The organism is Mesorhizobium australicum (assembly GCF_900177325.1).
Lineage (GTDB): Bacteria > Pseudomonadota > Alphaproteobacteria > Rhizobiales > Rhizobiaceae > Mesorhizobium_A > Mesorhizobium_A australicum_A.
This window is the reverse complement of sequence record NZ_FXBL01000004.1, coordinates 3621306-3640126: the sequence shown is the minus strand read 5'-3', so window position 1 is coordinate 3640126 and position 18821 is coordinate 3621306. Positions and strand designations below refer to the sequence as shown.

Below are 18821 nucleotides of genomic sequence, written 5' to 3'. Positions count from 1 at the left end.
TTTTCGGCGAGCGTCAGGGCGAGGACGTCCGGAAGGCCGTGAACTGCCGCACCAGGACCGGCAGGACCAGGAGCACCCCGATCGCGGTGGAATACCCCTCGGGCGCGATCATCAGCACTGCTGCGACCACCAGCAGGAAGTTCTCCCAAGCCTTGGTGGGAACGAGCATGAAGCGTGAAAGCGCCGCGCTGAGGCAGAGAATTCCGAATGCGCAGCCGCCGAAGGCGAGGATGAAACTGGACCAGGTGAAATCCTTCGTCACGAGCAGCAGCGAGGGCGAGAAGACGAAGACGAACGGCACCAGCACCTTGCCGAGCCCGAGGCGGAAGGCGAGGTTGCCGGTCTTGAACGGATCGGCGCCGGCCATGCCCGCTGCGGCATAGGCGGCGAGCGCCACCGGAGGCGTGATGTCGGCCAGGACGCCGTAGTAGAAGACGAAGAAGTGGGCGACGATCGGCTCGACGCCCAGCATGACCAGCGATGGGGCGGCGATCGTGACCATGATGATGTAGTTGGCGGTCGTCGGGATGCCGCATCCCATCAGGATGCAAACCACGCCCGTCATAAGCAGCGTGAAGAGAAGCGTCAGGGTGGTCGGCGCGAACCAGTCGACCGGCAGGATCGCGCCGACGAAGCTCGCCATCTCGGCGGCCGTCGAGGTGACGATGTAGGACACCTTGAAGCCGACGCCGGTGAGTGTGACGACGCCGACGACGATGCCTACAGTGGCGGCCGCGGCTCCGACTGCGAGCGCGTATTTGGCTCCGTCGCGCAAGCCTTCGAACACCTCAAGGAACGTCATTCGGCGGCGTGGATTGAGCAGGCCGACGGCTATGCACAGCGTGATGCCCCAGAAGGCGGCGAGATAAGGGGTATAGCCGGCGAGCAGGACGCCGATGAGCGCGATGAGCGGGATGATGGTCGGCCAGTCGCGCTTCAACGCAGCCGACAGGTCCGGCATTTCGTCAGGCCGCATGCCGCGCAGTCCGCTGCGCTTGGCCTCGAAATGGACCTGCATGAGCACGCCAAAGAAATGCATGAAGGCCGGCACGATCGCGGCCAGGATAATCGTCGTGTAGGGCAGTTCGAGGAACTCGATCATCAAGAAGGCGGCCGCCCCCATGATTGGCGGGGTGATCTGCCCGCCCGTCGACGACGCCGCTTCGACGGCGGCGGCGAAGGGCCGTCTGTAGCCGAGGCGGATCATCGCCGGGATGGTTAGAGAACCGACTGTGACTGTGTTGGCAACCGAGGATCCCGAGATCATGCCGAACAGCGCCGAGCCGAAGATCGACACTTTCGCAGGGCCGCCGGCATAGCGTCCGGCCACCCAGGCGGCGCAGTCGAGAAAGAGCTGGCCGAGGCCGATGCGGGTCGCGAACACGCCGAACAGGACGAAGTGGAAGACGTAGGTCGCCACGACACCCAGCGCGATGCCGTAGATGCCCTGCGTGGTCAGGTAGAGATGGTCGACGAGCTGCGCGACCGTGTTGCCCGGATGGACCAGGATGCTCGGCATCCAGGGGCCGAAAAGGGCATAGGCCATGAACAGCAGCGCGATGATCGGAAGCGGCCAGCCGACCGACCTGCGCGTGGCTTCGAGCAGAACGACGATCAGCGTCAGGCCGAGCGCGACATCGGTCCGGGTGGGGTTGCCGACGCGGAACGCGAGTTCATCCAGCGGGATGAGCGGTACATGCGCGACCGCGACGACCGCGGCGATGGCGAGGATCCAGTCGTAGAAGGGGATTCCGAGCGGCGTCAGAAGCGTCGATTTGGCGGGACGGTCGTAGCCGCTCTTCCAGAAGGGGAAGACCAGGAAGACGAGCGCGAGGACGAAGGAGAGATGGATGCCGCGATGGACCATCTCGTGCAGCAGGCCGAAGCCGGCGGTGTAGTAGTGGAACAGCGACAGCGTCACTAGCGCCGAGCCGACCAGCCAGGCGGTTGCGGGCGACAGCTTGCGGAAACGCATCTCGGAATCGAACTTTTCCTCAAGTTCACGCGCTTCCTGCTCGTTCAGCTCCATCGGCGCGAGCCGAACGTCCTCGAGTTTGCCGTCGGTGCCGTCTGGTCGCGTCATGTGTCCCGTCCGATCGCAGCGCCGTTCTCACGGTCCATGGATATGAACAGAGGCGGGAAGCATGCTTCCCGCCTCCGCAATGTTCTGATGAGCATGGCCCTACTTCAGGACGCCTGCTTCCTTGTAGAACTTCTCGGCGCCGGGATGGAACGGGATACCGGCGCTGCTCACGGCGTTCTCCAGCGTAATCAGCTTGCCCTTGGCGTGGCCGGCGTCGAGCGCCTTGCGGGTGCCGTCGCTCCACAGAGCCTTGGTGATGTTGTAGACTAGGTCATCAGACTGCTTGGCGCTGGTGACCCATTGCGCGGCGACCGAGATCGTCTGCATTTCGCCGACACCCTTGTAGGTCTCGGCCGGCACGGTGTTGACGGCGAAGAACTGGTTGTCGGCGATCAGCTTCTCGGCCTCTGGACCTGATACCGGGACGAGGGTGATCGCGGTCGAGGCGGCGAGTTCGGTGATCGCACCAGCCGGGAAGCCGCCGACGAAGAAGAATGCGTCAAGCGCGCCGTCCCGCATCTTCTCGCCGGAGGGGCCGGGCTTCAGGTACTCAGGCGTGATGTCCTTTTCCGAGAGCCCGTATGCGGCGAGGACGAGGCGGGCATCGACGATCGTTCCCGAACCGGGCTCGTCGATCGAGACGCGCTTGCCCTTGAGATCGGCCACCGACTTGATGCCGGCATCGGCCCGGGCGACGATGTGCAGCGTCTCCGGATAGAGCGTCGCGATCAAGCGTAGATCCTCCACCTTCGGCTTGCCCTCGTAGAGGCCGGTGCCCGAATGCGCCCAATATGCAACGTCCGATTGGCTGAAGCCCGACTCACTGGCGCCGCTCTGGATCGCGTTGATGTTGGCGACAGAGCCGTTCGACGAGACGGCAGTCGCGACGAGGCCCTCGACGCCGTTCTCACCTGTGGCCGAGATCGCGTTGGCGATCAGGCCGCCGATCGGATAATAGGTGCCCGACGTTCCGCCGGTCCCGATCCGAAAGAAAGCCTGCTGTGCGAAGGCGGCTCCCCCAGCGATGAGCAGAGCGACGCCAACGGCGAGGCTGCGACGGGTCACGTTGAAGGTCATTTGTTATCTCCCAGTTAAACGGGGAGATTGGGAACCAGGGCTGGTCTTGTCAACAGCGTTGCAGGTGCACTGTACGTCACGCCTTCGGTTTCAGCCCTTCGACGAAAAGCTGCTCCAGAAAGCGGGCGGCGTCCTCGAAGCGGCCGTCACCGCCGCGATCGGGCCCAAGCACGGCGCGGACCTGGACGTCGAAATCGGCATAATGCTGGGTCGTCGCCCAGATCGAGAAGATCAGGTGATAGGGATCGGTGCGCGCGATGCGGCCGGAGCGCATCCAGCCGCGGATGATCACCGCCTTCTCGTCGACGAGCTGTTTCAGCTCGCCCTCCAGCATCGGCAGGATGCGCGGCGCGCCCTGCAGGATCTCATTGGCGAAGATGCGGCTTTCGCGCGGGAAGTCTCGCGCCATCTCGATCTTGCGGCGGATGTAGCTGCGCAGCTCCGTCATCGGGTCGCCTTCCTCGTCCAGTTCGCGCAACGGCGCGAGCCAGGTGTCGAGAAGGCGCTGGATCAGCGTCGTGAAGATGTCTTCCTTGCGCCGGAAATAGTAGAGCAGGTTGGGCTTCGACATGCCGGCGGCGGCTGCGATCTGGTCGATCGTGGAGCCCCGGAATCCATGGGTGGAGAAGACCTCCAGCGCGGCTTCGAGGATCGTTTCGCGCTTCTCCGCCTGGATGCGGGTGCGGGGACGGGCGGCCGAGCCTTCCATGTCAGCGAAGCGCCCGGAGCGCCGCGGGCTGCGGAGCGATCTGGACCAACGGACTGGACCAGTTACTTTGACGCCGTGGAGCGCGCATCGGGCCTGCCATATCGTCTATCAAGCGCTTGACCGCCCGTCAGGCGGTGCTAACCTTTGTCCGTTCGGTCAAAAACTGCGTAGCACGACTGCGCCCGAATAACCAAGCGTTGGCACGTCTGCCCGGGCAGCAGAACAAGGGGAAAGCTTGGTCATGTATCACTCGCGCGTCGTTCCGAACGACCTCAACGCCTTTTGGATGCCGTTCACGGCGAACCGGCAGTTCAAGCAGTCGCCACGCATGTTCGTGTCGGCGAAGGACATGCACTTCACCACGACGGACGGCCGCAAGGTGCTCGACGGCACGGCGGGTCTTTGGTGCGTCAATGCCGGCCATTGCCGGCCGAAGATCACCGAAGCGATCCGCGAGCAGGCAGGCGAACTGGACTACGCGCCGGCCTTCCAGATGGGCCATCCGTTGGCTTTCGAATTCGCCAACCGGCTGGTCGAGATCGCCCCGAAGGGCATGGAACATGTGTTCTTCACCAATTCCGGCTCCGAATCGGTCGACACGGCGCTCAAGATCGCCATCGCCTATCACCGCGCCCGCGGCGACGGCTCGCGCTTCCGCCTGATCGGTCGCGAGCGCGGCTATCACGGTGTCAATTTCGGCGGCATCTCCGTCGGCGGCATCGTCACCAACCGCAAGATGTTCGGCACGCTGCTCACCGGCGTCGACCACATGCCGCACACCCACCTGCCGGGTCAGAACAGCTTCACCAAGGGCGAGCCGGAGCATGGCGCCGACATCGCGACCGAGCTCGAGCGTATCGTCGCGCTGCACGATGCCTCGACCGTCGCTGCGGTGATCGTCGAGCCGGTAGCGGGCTCGACCGGTGTGCTGATCCCGCCGAAGGGCTACCTGCAGAAGCTGCGCGCGATCTGCGACAAGCACGGCATCCTGTTGATCTTCGACGAGGTCATCACCGGTTTCGGCCGTCTCGGCGCGCCGTTTGCGGCGGATTATTTTGGCGTCACGCCCGACATCATCACCACGGCCAAGGGCATCACCAACGGCGTCATCCCGATGGGCGCGGTGTTCGTGAAGAAGGAGATCCACGACGCCTTCATGAACGGGCCGGAGCATGTGATCGAGTTCTTCCATGGCTACACCTATTCGGGCAATCCGATCGCCTGCGCGGCCGGCATCGCCACGCTCGACACCTACAAGGAAGAGGGCCTGCTCACCCGCGGGGAGGAACTTGCGCCGTATTGGGAGGAGGCACTCCATTCGCTCAAGGGCGAGCCGCATGTGATCGACATCCGCAACATCGGCCTTGTCGGCGCGATCGAGCTGGAGCCGATCGCCGGCCAGCCGACCAAGCGGGCTTTCCAGGCCTTTGTGAAGGCGTTCGAGCGTGGGGCGCTGATCCGCACGACCGGCGATATCATCGCGCTGTCGCCGCCGCTGATCATCACCAAGGGACAGATCAACGAGCTGATCGACCACGTCCGCGAAGTGCTGAGGGCGGTGGATTGACGTTCCGGGCACGCGAGGTCGCAACCTCGACCGTCCTGATCGACGACGACAAGGTGCGCGTCACGCGCTGGGACTTCGCGCCCGGCGCGGAGACCGGATGGCACCGTCACGGCATGGACTATGTCGTGACGACGATCACGCGCTGCGAGTTCCTGCTGGAGGAACCCGGCGGCGGCTCGCGGCGCGTCGAGATGGAGGCAGGTATTGCCTACCGGCGAGACGAGGGCATCGAGCACAACGTCGTCAATGGCGGGTCCGAACCGATGGCCTTCGTCGAAGTCGAACTGAAATAGGAGCATTGCATGGCGGCACCCGGCGAAAATCTGCGCATCAATCCGGACAGGCTGTGGGACAGCCTGATGGAGATGGCGAAGATCGGGCCGGGAGTGGCCGGCGGCAACAATCGCCAGACGCTGACCGACGAGGACGGCGAGGGGCGCCATCTCTTCAAGCGCTGGTGCGACGACGCCGGGCTGACCATGGGCGTCGACAAGATGGGCACGATGTTCATGACGCTGCCGGGCACGGATCCGGCCGCGCTGCCGGTCTATGTCGGCTCGCATCTCGACACCCAGCCTACCGGCGGGAAGTATGACGGTGTGCTGGGCGTTCTAGCCGCGCTCGAGGTCGTGCGGTCGATGAACGACCTCGGCATCAAGACGAAGCATCCGATCGTCGTCGTGAACTGGGCGAATGAGGAGGGCGCTCGGTTTGCGCCGGCCATGCTGGCCTCGGGCGTGTTCGCCGGCGTGCACACGCTCGACTACGCCTACGGCCGCAAGGACCTCGACGGCAAGACCTATGGTGAGGAACTGAAGCGGATCGGCTGGCTGGGCGACGAGCAGGTCGGCGCGCGCAAGATGCACGCCTATTTCGAATACCATATCGAGCAGGGGCCGATCCTCGAGGCTGAGAACAAGCAGATCGGCGTCGTCACTCATTGCCAGGGCCTGTGGTGGCTGGAGTTCACGCTGACCGGCAGGGAGGCTCATACGGGCTCGACGCCGATGGCGATGCGCGTCAATGCCGGGCTCGCGATGGCGCGCATCTTCGAGATGGTGCAGGAAGTCGCGATGGCGAACCAGCCTGGTGCTGTGGGCGGCGTCGGCCAGGTGAAGTTCTCGCCGAACTCGCGAAATGTGCTGCCGGGCAAGGTCGTCTTCACCGTCGACATCCGCACGCCGGACCAAGGCAAGCTCGACCGCATGCGCGCGACGATCGAGGAAAGGGCGGCGGCGATCGCGGCCGATCTCGGCGTCGGCTGCTCGGTCGAGGCAGTCGGCCATTTCGATCCGGTCACCTTCGACCCGACGCTGGTCGGCCGCGTCCGCTCGGCTGCCGAGAAGCTTGGCTATTCGCACATGAACATCATCTCCGGCGCCGGCCACGACGCCTGCTGGGCCGCCAAGGTCGCGCCGGCGACGATGGTGATGTGTCCCTGCGTCGGTGGCCTGTCGCACAACGAGGCCGAGGACATCAGCAAGGAATGGGCCGGCGCCGGCGCCGACGTGCTGCTGCATGCCGTGCTGGAGACGGCGGAGATCGTGGGGTGAGTGAAAGATACTCCCTCTCATCGCGGGTCGATGCCAGTCGGCGGAAAGTCTATGACAAATCCTGCGATACTGAGTTGCGACAGCTCGCTAAGGGCAGCGGTTGGACGAAGTACCAGTCTTCTTTAGTGAGGCGTTACAAGGAATGGTTTGTCGCTGCAAACCTATCACTTTGGTGGCCGACGCGGCGCGTTTCATTTGATGTATCTGTGAAACCGATGGCGCTAGATTCTCAGCTCTGGCGGATCATGAAAATTGAGGGTTTCGAAAAATTTGCTTTGTCACATCGGGAATCGGGGGCATTTGTTTGCCGCGTGCCGACGCTCGCGACATGCTCCATTCCGCTACAGAATCCTCAAGCCGATGTTCGAAACTTCATCGAATTTGCGGACGAACAATATCCTCACGTGATCTCACTTCTAGAGGACACCAGCTTCACTGACCTAGTCGGATATATCAACTCCTCCTTGGAGTTCGGGAAGTACACCACTTCCTATCTGATCGCGCTTCTGAACGACGGTCGTTATCGGGAAGTCTTACAATACGAAGTTGGGCAAGATCAGACCGGCGTCACCTTCCATAATGTTGTCCTTGAGGAGGATGAACATCGGGATGAAAGCGTGATCGATCTGATCAAAGCTGAGGCCTTCAGACTATCCAAAACGAGGCATTAGGAGGAAGGTCGAAGGCCTTCTCCAGAGCGTTATTCTCTTTTTGTAGTTTATGACGCCGCGCCTGCTGGTGTCGGGTTCTAGGTCGCATTATTGCAATTATATCGGCTCGACTAGCGAATGTCCGTTGTCGAATGCTAACCTTTGTACCGCGTTGCCCCGGCGGCAGGCGGCGACATACGGCGGAAACACTGACGATGATGATCGGCCGGATGATCAATCCGGTCGATATCACGGGATTTCCGGGCTTCTCTTCTTTGGACGCGGCCACGGCTCTCGTTACGGGAGCCTGAAACATGGACGTCGAAGGCCTTCTCCAAAGCGTTATCCGCTTCTCGAACTTCATGACCTCGCGCCTGCTGGTGGCGGGCGTTGTGTTTTACATCCTGTCCGGCTTCACCGACATTGGCTCCTCGACCGAGGGCTTTCTTCCCAATGCCGACATTCTCAACGAGGTGGTGCAGAACTACCAGAACATCTTCGACGTGCTGGGCGTGTCGGACTTCGCGCTGCTGCTGATCCTCTTCGTCTTCCTGACGACGATCCATATCGTCTATGTCGTCTTCAACCGCCTCGGCACCTACATCCCGCCAGCGATCATCCCGCTCTCGGGCTGGGAGGCAAATGACGACGTGACGCTGGCCGCTTTCGACATCCTGCGCGAGGCGCGCGGCGAGGAGCATACGGACGAGGAGAACCAGCGGCTCTACGAGTTCAAGAAGAAGCTGCGCGAGATCGAGCAGACGACGGAAGCCGCGTACCACGACGAGATCGCCGGCGTGTCCACCGCCTACAACATCTCGAAAACCTTTGTCGTCTTCACCGCGCTGGCCGGCATCTATGCGCTGGTGCCGGGCAAATATTCGGGCGACATGGGCCTGCTTGCCGGCATATTGGGCATCTCGGTCGCAACCGCCGTCTACACCGCATTCGCGATCTTCAGGGCCAACTACGAGCGCATCGGCACGCTGCGCGAGGCGCTCATTGTGCAGTTCCTCGAATTCTCGCGCATCTGGGCGCCGCAGGAATACCAGGCGCGCATTGCGACCGCATGCACCCCTTCGCGCGAATTGAAGCCGGCGCATTTCGCCGTGCTGGTGCCGGTCTTCGGCACGCTCGACGAACTGGTGGTCGAGGTGAGGCGCTGGCGCGAGCGGCGCAGCCGCAAACGGATGCGCAGCGCGTGACGGTCGCAGTTGAAACGCGCGGAGCAGGGGACAATAATGGTCTGGACGAAACGAGGAGGCCGCGATGGGGCGTCCACGAGAACTGACAGATGCCGAAAGGGCCCGACTGCTCGCCAGGGGGTACCGGCCTGTGGAGATCTGGGTGCCGGATCTTTCGAAGAGTGAGATACGAGAGCGCCTGGGCAACGAGCTTGGCGCGATCCGCGCGTCGGATCGGCGTTCGGGTGAGCTGGATCGACTGAGCGAGACGGTTGACGATCTCGCGGACGACTTCGAAAAATGAAGCGGGGCGACGTGGTTCTCGTATCCGGCAAGGGGGATTACGGGAAGTCGCGGCCCGCAATCGTGGTTCAGGCGGATTATCTTGTCGACGGCCTGGACAGTCTCACTGTGTGTCCATTGACGAGCGACATCCTGAACAGGGAGTTCATCCGGGTCGCCGTGGAACCGACCCCGGAAAACGGATTGAAGTTGCCTTCCGACATGATGGTCGACAAGATCCAGACCTACCCGAAAAGCAAGGTTTTCGGTCCGATCGGACGATTGATCGAGGTGGATATGCTTCGCCTCGATGCGGCTCTCGTCTTTTTTTTCCAGCTCAGTCCCGGCACACTGGCGACACTGGCAGACAACTGAAAATAAGTGGGGAACTAGCATGTCCAAAGTCATCAAGAACGGCACCATCGTCACCGCCGACCGCACGTGGAAGGCGGACGTGCTGATCCGGCACGGTAAGATCGAGGCGATCGGTCCCGACCTGCATGGCGACCACGAATACGACGCCACCGGCTGCTACGTGATGCCGGGCGGCATCGATCCGCATACCCATCTCGAAATGCCGTTCATGGGCACCTATTCGGCCGACGACTTCGAAAGCGGCACAAGGGCTGCGCTCGCCGGCGGCACGACGATGGTGGTGGACTTCTGCCTGCCGTCGCCCAACCAGTCGCTGCTTGAGGCGCTGCAGATGTGGGACAACAAGACCTCGAAGGCGGCCTGCGACTATTCCTTCCATATGGCGATCACTTGGTGGGGCAAGCAGGTGTTCGACGAGATGCAGACCGTCGTCGACAAGGGCATCACCTCGTTCAAGCACTTCATGGCCTACAAGGGGTCGCTGATGGTGAACGACGACGAGATGCTGGCCTCCTTCCAGCGCTGCGCCGAGCTTGGCGCGCTGCCGCTGGTACATGCCGAGAACGGCGACGTGGTGGCGGCGCTGTCGCAGAAGCTGCTCGCCGAGGGCAACAACGGTCCCGAGGCGCACGCCTATTCGCGTCCGCCCGAGGTCGAGGGCGAGGCGACCAACCGCGCCATCATGATCGCCGACATGGCGGGCGTGCCGCTCTACGTCGTTCACACCTCCTGCGAGCAGAGCCACGAGGCGATCCGCCGCGCGCGCCAGAAGGGCATGCGCGTCTATGGCGAGCCGCTGATCCAGCATCTCGTTCTCGACGAGAGCGAGTATTTCGACAAGGACTGGGACCATGCCGCGCGGCGCGTGATGAGCCCGCCCTTCCGCAACAAGACCCACCAGGATTCGCTCTGGGCGGGGCTGCAGGCCGGCTCGCTGCAGACGGTGGCGACGGACCACTGCGCCTTCACCACCGACCAGAAGCGCTACGGCGTCGGCGACTTCACCAAGATACCGAACGGCACGGGTGGGCTGGAAGACCGGTTGCCGGTGCTGTGGACGGCCGGCGTCAACACCGGCCGGCTGACGCCGAACGAATTCGTGGCGGTCACCTCCACCAACATCGCCAAGATCCTCAACATGTATCCGCAGAAGGGCGCGATCCTCGAAGGGGCCGATGCCGACGTGATCGTCTGGGATCCGAAGAAGAAGAAGACCATCGCGGCCAAGAGCCAGCAGTCGGTGATCGACTACAACGTGTTCGAGGGCTACGAGGTGACCGGCCTGCCGCGCTACGTCTTTACGCGCGGGGAACTGGCGGTGAACGACGGCAAGGTGGAGGCGAAGCCGGGCCACGGCCAATTCGTCGGCCGCGAGCCGAAGGGCGCCGTCAACCGCGCGCTGTCGACCTGGAAGGAACTGGTCGCGCCGCGCAAGGTCGAGCGGTCGGGTATCCCCGCGAGCGGCGTGTGATGCGAGTTGCACGCGCGGCTCTGCTGCTGGCTGTGACCTGCCTGCCCACCGGCCTGTTTGCCCAGCCGCTCCAGCTCGAAGGCACCTGGGGCAATCCGAATGGCTGCAAATATGCCAAGGACGGCAACTACGAGAACGACGACATGGTGGTGCTCAAGCCGGACGGCATCGAGACCTATGTCACGCTGTGCGAGTGGGTCCAGGCGTTGCCGTCGACCAGCGGGGCGCAGATCGTGACCGGGCTCTGCGGGCACGAGGGCGAGGACTACCAGACGGTGGAGATGTACATCATCGAGAAGGACCACACCGACCCGGGGCTGATGCGTGTGCGTCAGTCGACCGGCGAAGTACTGTCCGAGGTGCGCAAGTGCCCGTGACGATCACTTCGTCAAGGCGTCGAGTTCGGGCAGCAGGACCACGCTTTCCTGTTCGTTCGGGTCGGTGCGGGCAATGATCGCGGTGCAGGGTTCGGTGCCCAGATTGGCGGGCAGGTGAGGGACGCCGGCGGGGATATACATCATTTCGCCCGGCCCCATGTCGGCATAATCCTCCAGCCGCTCGCCATACCAGGTGCGCGCCGTGCCGGAGAGCACGTAGACGGCCGATTCATGCGCTTCATGCAGATGCGCCCTGGCGCGGGCGCCGGGCGGGATGGTGACGACATGCATGCACAGGCCCTTCGAGCCGACGGTCTCCGCGGCGATGCCAGCGAAATAGTTCAGCCCCTGCTTGCCGCCATAGGCATCGGCGGGACGAACCACACGGCAGGTCGGTCTGGGTTCATCGGTCATGGACGAGCCTTCCGGAAGGCCAGGCGGCGAATCCCGGCGGCGCGGATTGAACACTGCGTCCGCTCGTTGCGCAAGGCCGCGGGACTGCGGCGTCTGGGCCGGGGAAAGCGGCTGCGAATCCGCTTGTGTTTGCAGTGCGGCAATCTATCGTCGGGCCTTCGGCACCTCGCAATCCGGCCCGGCACCTGAATGCAATCAATCATTTCCGCCCGCAATCTCGATCTGGTCTTTCAGACCGCCGACGGACCTGTGCATGCGCTGAACGACGTCAATCTCGAGATCGGCAAAGGCGAATTCGTTTCCTTCATCGGCCCGTCCGGCTGCGGCAAGACGACGTTCCTGCGCGTCATCGCCGACCTCGAAAAGCCGACCGGCGGCACGATCACGGTCAATGGCATGACGCCCGAGAAAGCTCGTGAGGCGCGGGCCTACGGCTACGTCTTCCAGGCCGCGGCGCTCTATCCGTGGCGCACGATCGAAAAGAACATAGCTCTGCCGCTGGAGATCATGGGGATTTCGAAGGCCGAGCAGGCGGAACGGATCAGGCGGACGCTGGCGCTGGTGAATTTGACGGGCTTCGAGAAGAAGTTCCCGTGGCAATTGTCCGGCGGCATGCAGCAGCGCGCCTCGATCGCGCGCGCGCTCGCCTTCGACGCCGACCTGCTGTTGATGGACGAGCCGTTCGGCGCGCTGGACGAGATCGTGCGCGACCATCTGAACGAGCAATTGCTGGAACTGTGGGCGCGGACCAACAAGACGATCTGCTTCGTGACGCATTCGATCCCTGAGGCCGTCTACCTCTCGACCAAGATCGTGGTGATGAGTCCGCGGCCGGGGCGCGTGACGGATATCATCGAGTCGACGCTGCCGAAGGAGCGGCCACTCGACATCCGCGAAACGCCGGAATTCCTCGCCATCGCCGCGCGGGTGCGGGAGGGGTTGAGGGCAGGGCACAGCTATGAGGATTGATAGATGAGGACTCTGCGTTCCATCTTCCCCGTCCTCGTCATCCTCGCGCTGATCGTGGCAGCCTGGTACATCGGCTCGTATGCGCTGAACGCCCCGTTCCAGCGCGATCTCGACCGGCGGGCGGGCATTACATCGACGCCCTGGGAGTTTGTCGTCAAGACGATGACGCAGCCGAAGCCGACACTGCCGGCGCCGCATCAGGTGGCGCAGAATTTCTTCGAGAACACCTTCCTCAGGAAGGTCACGTCCAACCGCAGCCTCGTTTACCACGCCTGGGTGACGCTGTCGGCGACGCTCTTGGGCTTCGCCTTCGGCACGGTGCTCGGCATCCTGATCGCCGTCGGCATCGTGCACGTGACGACGCTGGACCGCTCGCTGATGCCCTGGATCATCGCCTCGCAGACCATTCCCATCCTGGCGCTGGCGCCGATGATCATCGTGGTGCTGGCGGCGGTCGGTGTTACCGGGCTGATCCCCAAGTCGCTGATTTCGACCTATCTGTCGTTCTTCCCGGTCGCGGTCGGGATGGTGAAGGGTCTGCGCTCGCCCGAGATCATGCATCTCGACCTGATGCACACCTACAACGCCTCGAAATCGCAGGTGTTCTGGAAACTGCGCGTGCCGGCTTCGGTGCCTTACCTGTTCACCTCGATGAAGGTCGCGGTGGCGGCGTCTCTCGTCGGCGCGATCGTCGGCGAGCTGCCGACGGGCGCAGTTGCCGGCATCGGCGCCAAGCTGCTCAGCGGCTCCTATTACAGCCAGACGATCGACATGTTCGCCGCCCTCGTCGCCGGCTCTGTTGTGGCGATGCTGCTGGTCACATTGGTAGGCCTTGCCGGGAGGATCACCGAGCGCCTGATGGGGGCGCGGCCGGCATGATGGCGAGGCTTCCCTGGCAATCCTGGCTTGCGCTTGTCGCCACGGTGCTCGCGGCGCTGCTTCTGCCCATCGCCGTCTCCGAACCGGGGTACGGTGCCGTCACCACAACGGCGATATTCGCGCTGCTGCTTGCCGGTGTGTTCGTGCCGGCCTTGCGTCTCGGAGCAGCGGGGGAAGCGGTCATTCTCTTCCTCGGGGCTCATGGCGCGGCATGGCTGCTCCTGAGCGGGATTGCCGGCCACGAGGGCGAAGCGACGCGCGCGTTCTTCCTGCTGATCGCGGCGGCGTGGCTGCTCGCATGGCGGCTTGCCACGGTGCTCTCAGGCATCAGGACGCGGGAGCTGGGCTGGGCGCTCAAGCTGATCATTCCCGCCATCTTCGGCGCATGGCTGCTGATCATCTGGGAGGCCGTGACGCGCGGCGCGGGAATCCCATTCATCCTCCTGCCGCCGCCCTCCGCCATCGGTGCGAGGTTCGCGTCGTCGCTGCCGATCTTGTTTGCAGACGTCCGTCAGACGATCTTCAAGTCGGTGCTGATCGGCTATGCGATCGGCTGCGGCGCAGGCTTTGCCGTCGCGATCCTTGCCGACCGGTTCCTGTTCCTGCGGCGCGGCCTCATGCCGATCGGCAACATGGTCTCGGCGCTGCCGATCATCGGCGTGGCGCCGATCATGGTGATGTGGTTCGGCTTTGACTGGCATTCCAAGGCGGCGGTCGTGGTGATCATGACCTTCTTCCCGATGCTGGTGAACACGGTGGCAGGTCTGGCGGCCGCGGGCCATATGGAGCGCGACCTGATGCGCACCTATGCCGCCGACTATTGGCAGACACTTCTCAAGCTGCGGCTTCCGGCCGCCGCGCCCTTCATCTTCAACGCCTTGAAAATCAACTCAACACTGGCTTTGATTGGCGCTATCGTCGCGGAATTCTTCGGCACTCCGGTGGTCGGCATGGGGTTCCGCATCTCGACCGAGGTTGGCAGGATGAATGTCGACATGGTTTGGGCGGAGATCGCGGTGGCGGCGCTGGCTGGGTCGATCTTCTACGGCTTGCTGGCCCTTATCGAGAGGGCCGTGACGTTCTGGCATCCGTCTGTCCGTGGTGGATAGACTTAACTTCAGAGGGAACAAGAATGAAAAAGCTGATCTTCGCAATGCTGGCCGGCGGCGTGTCGCTGGCCGCCGTTCAGGCCCAGGCGGCCGACGCGGTGACGCTGCAGCTCAAATGGGTGACGCAGGCCCAATTCGCCGGCTACTACGTGGCCAAGGACAAGGGCTTCTATGACGAGGAAGGTCTCGACGTCACGATCAAGCCGGGCGGCCCCGACATCGCGCCCGAGCAGGTGATCGCCGGCGGCGGCGCCGACGTGATCGTCGACTGGATGGGCGGCGCGCTGGCGGCCCGCGAGAAGGGCGTCGGCCTCGTCAACATCGCCCAGCCGTTCAAGAAGGCGGGTATGGAACTCGTCTGCCCGAAGGATGGCCCGATCAAGACCGAAGCCGACTTCAAGGGCCATACGCTGGGCGTCTGGTTCTTCGGCAACGAGTATCCGTTCTACGCCTGGATGAACAAGCTCGGCATCCCGACCGAAGGCGGAGCCGACGGCGTTACGGTGCTGAAGCAGTCGTTCGACGTGCAGCCGCTGATCCAGAAGCAGGCGGACTGCATCTCGGTGATGACCTACAATGAATACTGGCAACTCATCGACGCCGGCTACAAGCCGGACGACCTGATCGTGTTCAACTACACGGCCATGGGCGTCGACCTGCTTGAGGACGGGCTCTACACGCTCGAGGACAAGCTGAAGGACCCGGCCTTCAAGGAGAAGATGGTCAAGTTCGTCCGCGCCTCGATGAAGGGCTGGGACTACGCGGTGAAGAACCCCGACGAGGCGGCCGACATCGTGGTCGAGAACGGCGGCCAGGACGAGAACCACCAGAAGCGCATGATGGGCGAGGTGGCGAAGCTGATCGACAATGCCGACGGCAAGCTGATCGAGGCGGCGTACGACCGCACCGCCAAGGCGCTGCTCGACCAGAAGATCCTGACCAAGGAGCCGTCGGGCGCCTGGACGAAGGAAATCACCGACGCGGCGATCAAGTAACGGTCCGCTGCGGGTCCGAACTGCGAAAGGGGCGGGCAACCGCCCCTTTTTCGTTTGGCGGGAGCGGAGCGAAACACTCGCGCAAGGAAAGGTTCATAGGCTCCACGCTACAATCCGGAGAACCCCGCCCATGCGCATCGTCATCGCCGTCGTCGTCGTGACGTTCTACATTCTCTACGAGCAGCTGTACAACAACTGGCACATGACAAATGCGGTCATCGCCGAAGTGAGCCGACTGCTCAGGATGGCAGGGCTCTAAGGGCGGTCAGCCCTTTCGGACGAAGGTCAGGCCATCGATCAACGTCGCCGCCGTCCGCAGGGCGACGCCCGTCGCAAGGATCATCTGCGGCAGCAGCATCCATTCCAGTGTCCAGGCCGCGCCCGAGCGCTCGTTCTCGTGCACCAGCGCCTGATGCATGCCCGACAGAAGCGTGGCGTTGAAGCGGGCAAGCGTGACGAGCACTTCCGCGCCGACCGGATTGGCTTTGTGCGGCATGGCCGACGATCCACCGCCGCCCGCGAGCTTCACCTCCGCGACCTCGTTCTGCGCCAGCAGCGCCACGTCCTGCCCCATCTTGCCAAGGCTGCCGGTGACCAGGGACAGCCAGGAGGCCAGCGCCGCGATGCCGTCTCGCTCGGTGTGGCGGGGGCGGGGGATGTAAGCCAGACCGAGCGAGGCTGCGAGGCGGCGGCCGACGGCTTCTCCCTTGTCGCCGAGCTTTTCGAGCGTGCCGGCCGCGCCGCCGAAATGCAGGATCTCGACGTCGGCGCACACGGCGGCAAGGCGCTCGCGATGGCGCGCTAACGGGTCGCGCCAGCTCAGGATCTTGCGCGAGGCGGGAACGGGGATCGCGGCCTGCATCCGCGTGTGCCCCATCGTCTTGATTTTGCCGTCGCGGGTGTCGAGCGCGTCGAGCGTCGCGACAACCGCCGCAAGCCTTGTGTCAAGGATCGGAAGAACCTCGGCGAGCCGCAGAGCAAGGCCGGTGTCGATCACGTCCTGGCTGGTCGCTCCGACATGCACATGCCTGCCAAGCTCCTCGCCGACCGCGGCGCGCAGCTGGCGCACCAGTTCGGGAACGATCACGCCGTCCCGCCGCGTCGCCTCGCGGAGCGCAGCGTGATGAAGCGCTGCCCGTGGCAGGACCGCGGCAACAGCTTTCGCGGCGTCCAGCGGGATGACGCCCTCCGCGCCCTCGGCCTCGGCGAGGGCCGCCTCAAAGCGCAGCATCGCGTCGAGTTCGGCTTCGGTCGAGAAGAAGCCGGCAAGCTCGGCATCGCCGAGCAGGCCGGACAGGATCGGATGGTCGAAGGGCGAGACGGTCATGCGGCCTTATCGCACGGGCTCAGATGTCGAAGAAGATGGTTTCCTTCTCGCCCTGCAGCCGGATGTCGAAAGTGTAGGTGTCGCCGTCGCGCGGCGCGATCAGCGTGGGGATGCGATTCTTGTGCTCGATGCGCTGGAAAATCGGGTCCTCGGCATTGGCCTTCTCCTCGTCGGCAAAATACATCCGTGTATGCAAGCCGATGTTGATGCCGCGCGCGACAATCCAGAACGTGATGTGAGGGGCCTGCGGGCGACCGTCGCGGAACGGCACGCGACCGGGCTTGATCGTCTCGAAGACGCATTCGCCGGTGGTCATGTCGGTCGCCTTGCGGCCCCAGCCCTGGAAGTTCGGGTCGGCCGCGCCGCGCATCTCGGAAGGCGAGTTGTAGAGCCCGTCCGCATCCGCCTGCCAGATCTCGACCAGCGCGTCCTTCAGCGGCGTGTCGGCGCCGTCGATCACGCGCACCTTCACCGTGATTCGCTCGCCCCTGGTCTTGTCGTTGACCATGGAGATGCCGAGATCCTCGGGATAGACGCCGGGAATGTCGGCGAAGTTGGGCGTGAGGCCGATATGCACGTAGGGGCCTGCCGTCTGCGAGGCGGATTCCTTGAGGCGATTGAGCGACTGGGCCATATCAATTCCCCTCCAGGCGGTTCTCGAACATGGTCGAGCGGCGGCCGCGCAGCACGATGTCGAACTTGTAGGCGCGGGCGTCCATCGGGATCGTCGCTTCCATGTCGAGCGCAGCGACGAGCTGTTCGATCGCCGCCTTGTCGGGAATGGTGCGCACGATCGGGCATTTCCAGATCAGCGGGTCGCCTTCGAAATACATCTGGGTGATCAGCCGCTGCGCGAAGCCGTGGCCGAAGATCGAGAAGTGGATGTGGGCGGGACGCCAGTCGTTCGGGCCGTTCGGCCAGGGGTAAGGGCCGGGCTTGATGGTGCGGAAGGCGTAGGCACCGTCCTCGTCGGTGATGGTGCGGCCGCAGCCGCCGAAGTTCGGGTCGAGGGGGGCCATGTAGCCCTCCTTCTTGTGGCGGTAACGCCCACCGGCATTAGCCTGCCAGAACTCCAGCAGCGCGCCCGGCACGCCGCGGCCGCGCTCGTCGAGCACACGGCCGTAGACGATGATGCGCTGGCCGATGGCGCTCTCGCCGGGCCTGGCGAAATTGTGGATCAGGTCGTCATCGAGCTCGCCCAGCATGTTGTGGCCGAAGACGGGCCCGGTGATCTCGGAAATCGTGTTGTCGAGCGAGATCATCGCCTTTTGCGGCGAACGCAGAACGGAGGTCTTGTACCAGGGCGTGAATGCTGGCGGATGCCATTCGCGGTCGCGGGCGAAGAAGGATCCGGTCTCGGGCCGGTTGTTGGACATGGCTTCCTCCTCAGGGTTTTGCGTCGATCTCGGCGAAGACCTGCTTCATCACCTTGATGGCGTGGTTTGCAGCCGGAACGCCGGCATAGACGGCGACATGGAACATCACCTCGCGCAGGTCGTCGCGGCTGGCGCCGGTGTTGAGCGTCGCGCGGGTGTGCATGGCAACCTCGTCCCACTGGCCAAGGCCGGCCAGCAGCGCGATGGTGATCATCGAGCGCTCGCGCTTCGTCAGGCCGGGACGCGACCAGACATCGTTCCAGGCCATGCCGGTGATGTAGTCCTGGAAGTCGGAATCGAACTCGGTGCGGCGCGCATTCGCGGCGTCGACCCAGGCGTCGCCCAGAACGCTGCGCCGGGTCTTCATGCCTGTCGCCAGCCGCTCGTTCTTCTCCTTGTCGCTCATCGCTTTTCTCCGGATAGG

Annotated in this window: 22 protein-coding genes; 14 read left to right on the top strand and 8 right to left on the bottom strand. The window is 63.8% G+C overall.

Annotation, left to right across the window (positions count from 1 at the left end; genetic code table 11):
• Positions 1-13 precede the first annotated feature (13 nt).
• The 3 genes from B9Z03_RS20470 to B9Z03_RS20460 form a co-directional block, all read right to left on the bottom strand.
• Positions 14-2083: a TRAP transporter permease gene (locus B9Z03_RS20470; RefSeq protein ID WP_085465896.1), complete on the bottom strand. Its 2070-nt coding sequence runs from the start codon at positions 2081-2083 to the stop codon at positions 14-16.
• Between the two features lie 99 nt (positions 2084-2182).
• Entirely contained in the window at positions 2183-3160 is a 978-nt protein-coding gene (locus tag B9Z03_RS20465) for a TAXI family TRAP transporter solute-binding subunit (protein WP_085465895.1), read from the bottom strand.
• Between the two features lie 76 nt (positions 3161-3236).
• Positions 3237-3869 (bottom strand): TetR family transcriptional regulator C-terminal domain-containing protein, encoded by a 633-nt coding sequence (locus tag B9Z03_RS20460; RefSeq protein WP_085465894.1) that lies wholly within the window; start codon positions 3867-3869, stop codon positions 3237-3239.
• A gap of 241 nt (positions 3870-4110) precedes the next feature.
• Between B9Z03_RS20460 and B9Z03_RS20455 the strand changes: the two genes are divergently transcribed.
• The 9 genes from B9Z03_RS20455 (at position 4111) to B9Z03_RS20415 (ending at position 11328) form a co-directional block, all read left to right on the top strand.
• On the top strand, positions 4111-5436 hold the full coding sequence (locus tag B9Z03_RS20455; protein ID WP_085465893.1) for an omega-aminotransferase AptA: 1326 nt from the start codon (positions 4111-4113) through the stop codon (positions 5434-5436).
• Positions 5433-5729 (top strand): cupin domain-containing protein, encoded by a 297-nt coding sequence (locus tag B9Z03_RS20450; RefSeq protein ID WP_085465892.1) that lies wholly within the window; start codon positions 5433-5435, stop codon positions 5727-5729. Before B9Z03_RS20455 ends, B9Z03_RS20450 begins: the two co-directional genes overlap by 4 nt.
• 9 nt (positions 5730-5738) lie before the next feature.
• A complete protein-coding gene (locus tag B9Z03_RS20445) occupies positions 5739-6989 on the top strand; it encodes a Zn-dependent hydrolase (RefSeq protein WP_085465891.1) in 1251 nt (416 codons plus the stop codon).
• The gene (locus tag B9Z03_RS20440; protein ID WP_139832345.1) at positions 6986-7660 is read left to right on the top strand and encodes a hypothetical protein; all 675 of its coding nucleotides are present in this window, start codon (positions 6986-6988) and stop codon (positions 7658-7660) included. The genes B9Z03_RS20445 and B9Z03_RS20440 overlap by 4 nt, the downstream gene beginning before the upstream one ends.
• Before the next feature lie 293 nt (positions 7661-7953).
• Positions 7954-8844, top strand: coding sequence for a hypothetical protein (locus tag B9Z03_RS20435; RefSeq protein ID WP_244561799.1), 891 nt, complete (start codon positions 7954-7956; stop codon positions 8842-8844).
• A 64-nt stretch (positions 8845-8908) separates the two neighbouring features.
• Positions 8909-9127, top strand: a complete 219-nt coding sequence (locus B9Z03_RS30440) for an antitoxin MazE-like protein (RefSeq protein WP_085465889.1) — start codon at positions 8909-8911, stop codon at positions 9125-9127.
• The gene (locus tag B9Z03_RS20425; RefSeq protein ID WP_085465888.1) at positions 9124-9480 is read left to right on the top strand and encodes a type II toxin-antitoxin system PemK/MazF family toxin; all 357 of its coding nucleotides are present in this window, start codon (positions 9124-9126) and stop codon (positions 9478-9480) included. The genes B9Z03_RS30440 and B9Z03_RS20425 overlap by 4 nt, the downstream gene beginning before the upstream one ends.
• 19 nt (positions 9481-9499) lie before the next feature.
• Positions 9500-10951, top strand: a complete 1452-nt coding sequence (hydA, locus tag B9Z03_RS20420) for a dihydropyrimidinase (RefSeq protein WP_085465887.1) — start codon at positions 9500-9502, stop codon at positions 10949-10951.
• Entirely contained in the window at positions 10951-11328 is a 378-nt protein-coding gene (locus tag B9Z03_RS20415) for a hypothetical protein (RefSeq protein WP_085465886.1), read from the top strand. The genes hydA and B9Z03_RS20415 overlap by 1 nt, the downstream gene beginning before the upstream one ends.
• Positions 11329-11331: 3 nt before the next feature.
• On the opposite strand, the gene B9Z03_RS20410 is transcribed toward B9Z03_RS20415, so the two are convergent.
• Positions 11332-11742, bottom strand: a complete 411-nt coding sequence (locus B9Z03_RS20410; protein WP_085467786.1) for a cupin domain-containing protein — start codon at positions 11740-11742, stop codon at positions 11332-11334.
• 189 nt (positions 11743-11931) lie between these two features.
• Here B9Z03_RS20410 and B9Z03_RS20405 point away from each other — a divergent pair, with 189 nt between their 5' ends.
• From B9Z03_RS20405 to B9Z03_RS30435, 5 genes are all read left to right on the top strand, one after another.
• Entirely contained in the window at positions 11932-12711 is a 780-nt protein-coding gene (locus B9Z03_RS20405; protein ID WP_085465885.1) for an ABC transporter ATP-binding protein, read from the top strand.
• A gap of 3 nt (positions 12712-12714) precedes the next feature.
• Positions 12715-13590, top strand: a complete 876-nt coding sequence (locus tag B9Z03_RS20400) for an ABC transporter permease (RefSeq protein ID WP_085465884.1) — start codon at positions 12715-12717, stop codon at positions 13588-13590.
• Complete coding sequence (locus tag B9Z03_RS20395; RefSeq protein WP_432417009.1) at positions 13587-14699, top strand: ABC transporter permease; 1113 nt, start codon at positions 13587-13589, stop codon at positions 14697-14699. The genes B9Z03_RS20400 and B9Z03_RS20395 overlap by 4 nt, the downstream gene beginning before the upstream one ends.
• A gap of 23 nt (positions 14700-14722) precedes the next feature.
• Positions 14723-15694 (top strand): ABC transporter substrate-binding protein, encoded by a 972-nt coding sequence (locus B9Z03_RS20390; RefSeq protein WP_085465883.1) that lies wholly within the window; start codon positions 14723-14725, stop codon positions 15692-15694.
• 130 nt (positions 15695-15824) lie between these two features.
• Positions 15825-15953, top strand: a complete 129-nt coding sequence (locus B9Z03_RS30435; RefSeq protein WP_280174846.1) for a hypothetical protein — start codon at positions 15825-15827, stop codon at positions 15951-15953.
• Between the two features lie 6 nt (positions 15954-15959).
• Here B9Z03_RS30435 and B9Z03_RS20385 read toward each other — a convergent pair whose 3' ends face one another.
• The 4 genes from B9Z03_RS20385 to pcaC are packed head-to-tail and all read right to left on the bottom strand — an operon-like array spanning position 15960 to position 18803.
• Positions 15960-17021: a 3-carboxy-cis,cis-muconate cycloisomerase gene (locus B9Z03_RS20385; protein ID WP_085465882.1), complete on the bottom strand. Its 1062-nt coding sequence runs from the start codon at positions 17019-17021 to the stop codon at positions 15960-15962.
• A 19-nt stretch (positions 17022-17040) separates the two neighbouring features.
• The gene (gene pcaG, locus B9Z03_RS20380; protein WP_085465881.1) at positions 17041-17655 is read right to left on the bottom strand and encodes a protocatechuate 3,4-dioxygenase subunit alpha; all 615 of its coding nucleotides are present in this window, start codon (positions 17653-17655) and stop codon (positions 17041-17043) included.
• Between the two features lies 1 nt (position 17656).
• On the bottom strand, positions 17657-18397 hold the full coding sequence (gene pcaH / locus B9Z03_RS20375; protein WP_085465880.1) for a protocatechuate 3,4-dioxygenase subunit beta: 741 nt from the start codon (positions 18395-18397) through the stop codon (positions 17657-17659).
• A 10-nt stretch (positions 18398-18407) separates the two neighbouring features.
• Positions 18408-18803: a 4-carboxymuconolactone decarboxylase gene (gene pcaC / locus B9Z03_RS20370; RefSeq protein ID WP_085465879.1), complete on the bottom strand. Its 396-nt coding sequence runs from the start codon at positions 18801-18803 to the stop codon at positions 18408-18410.
• Positions 18804-18821 lie beyond the last annotated feature (18 nt).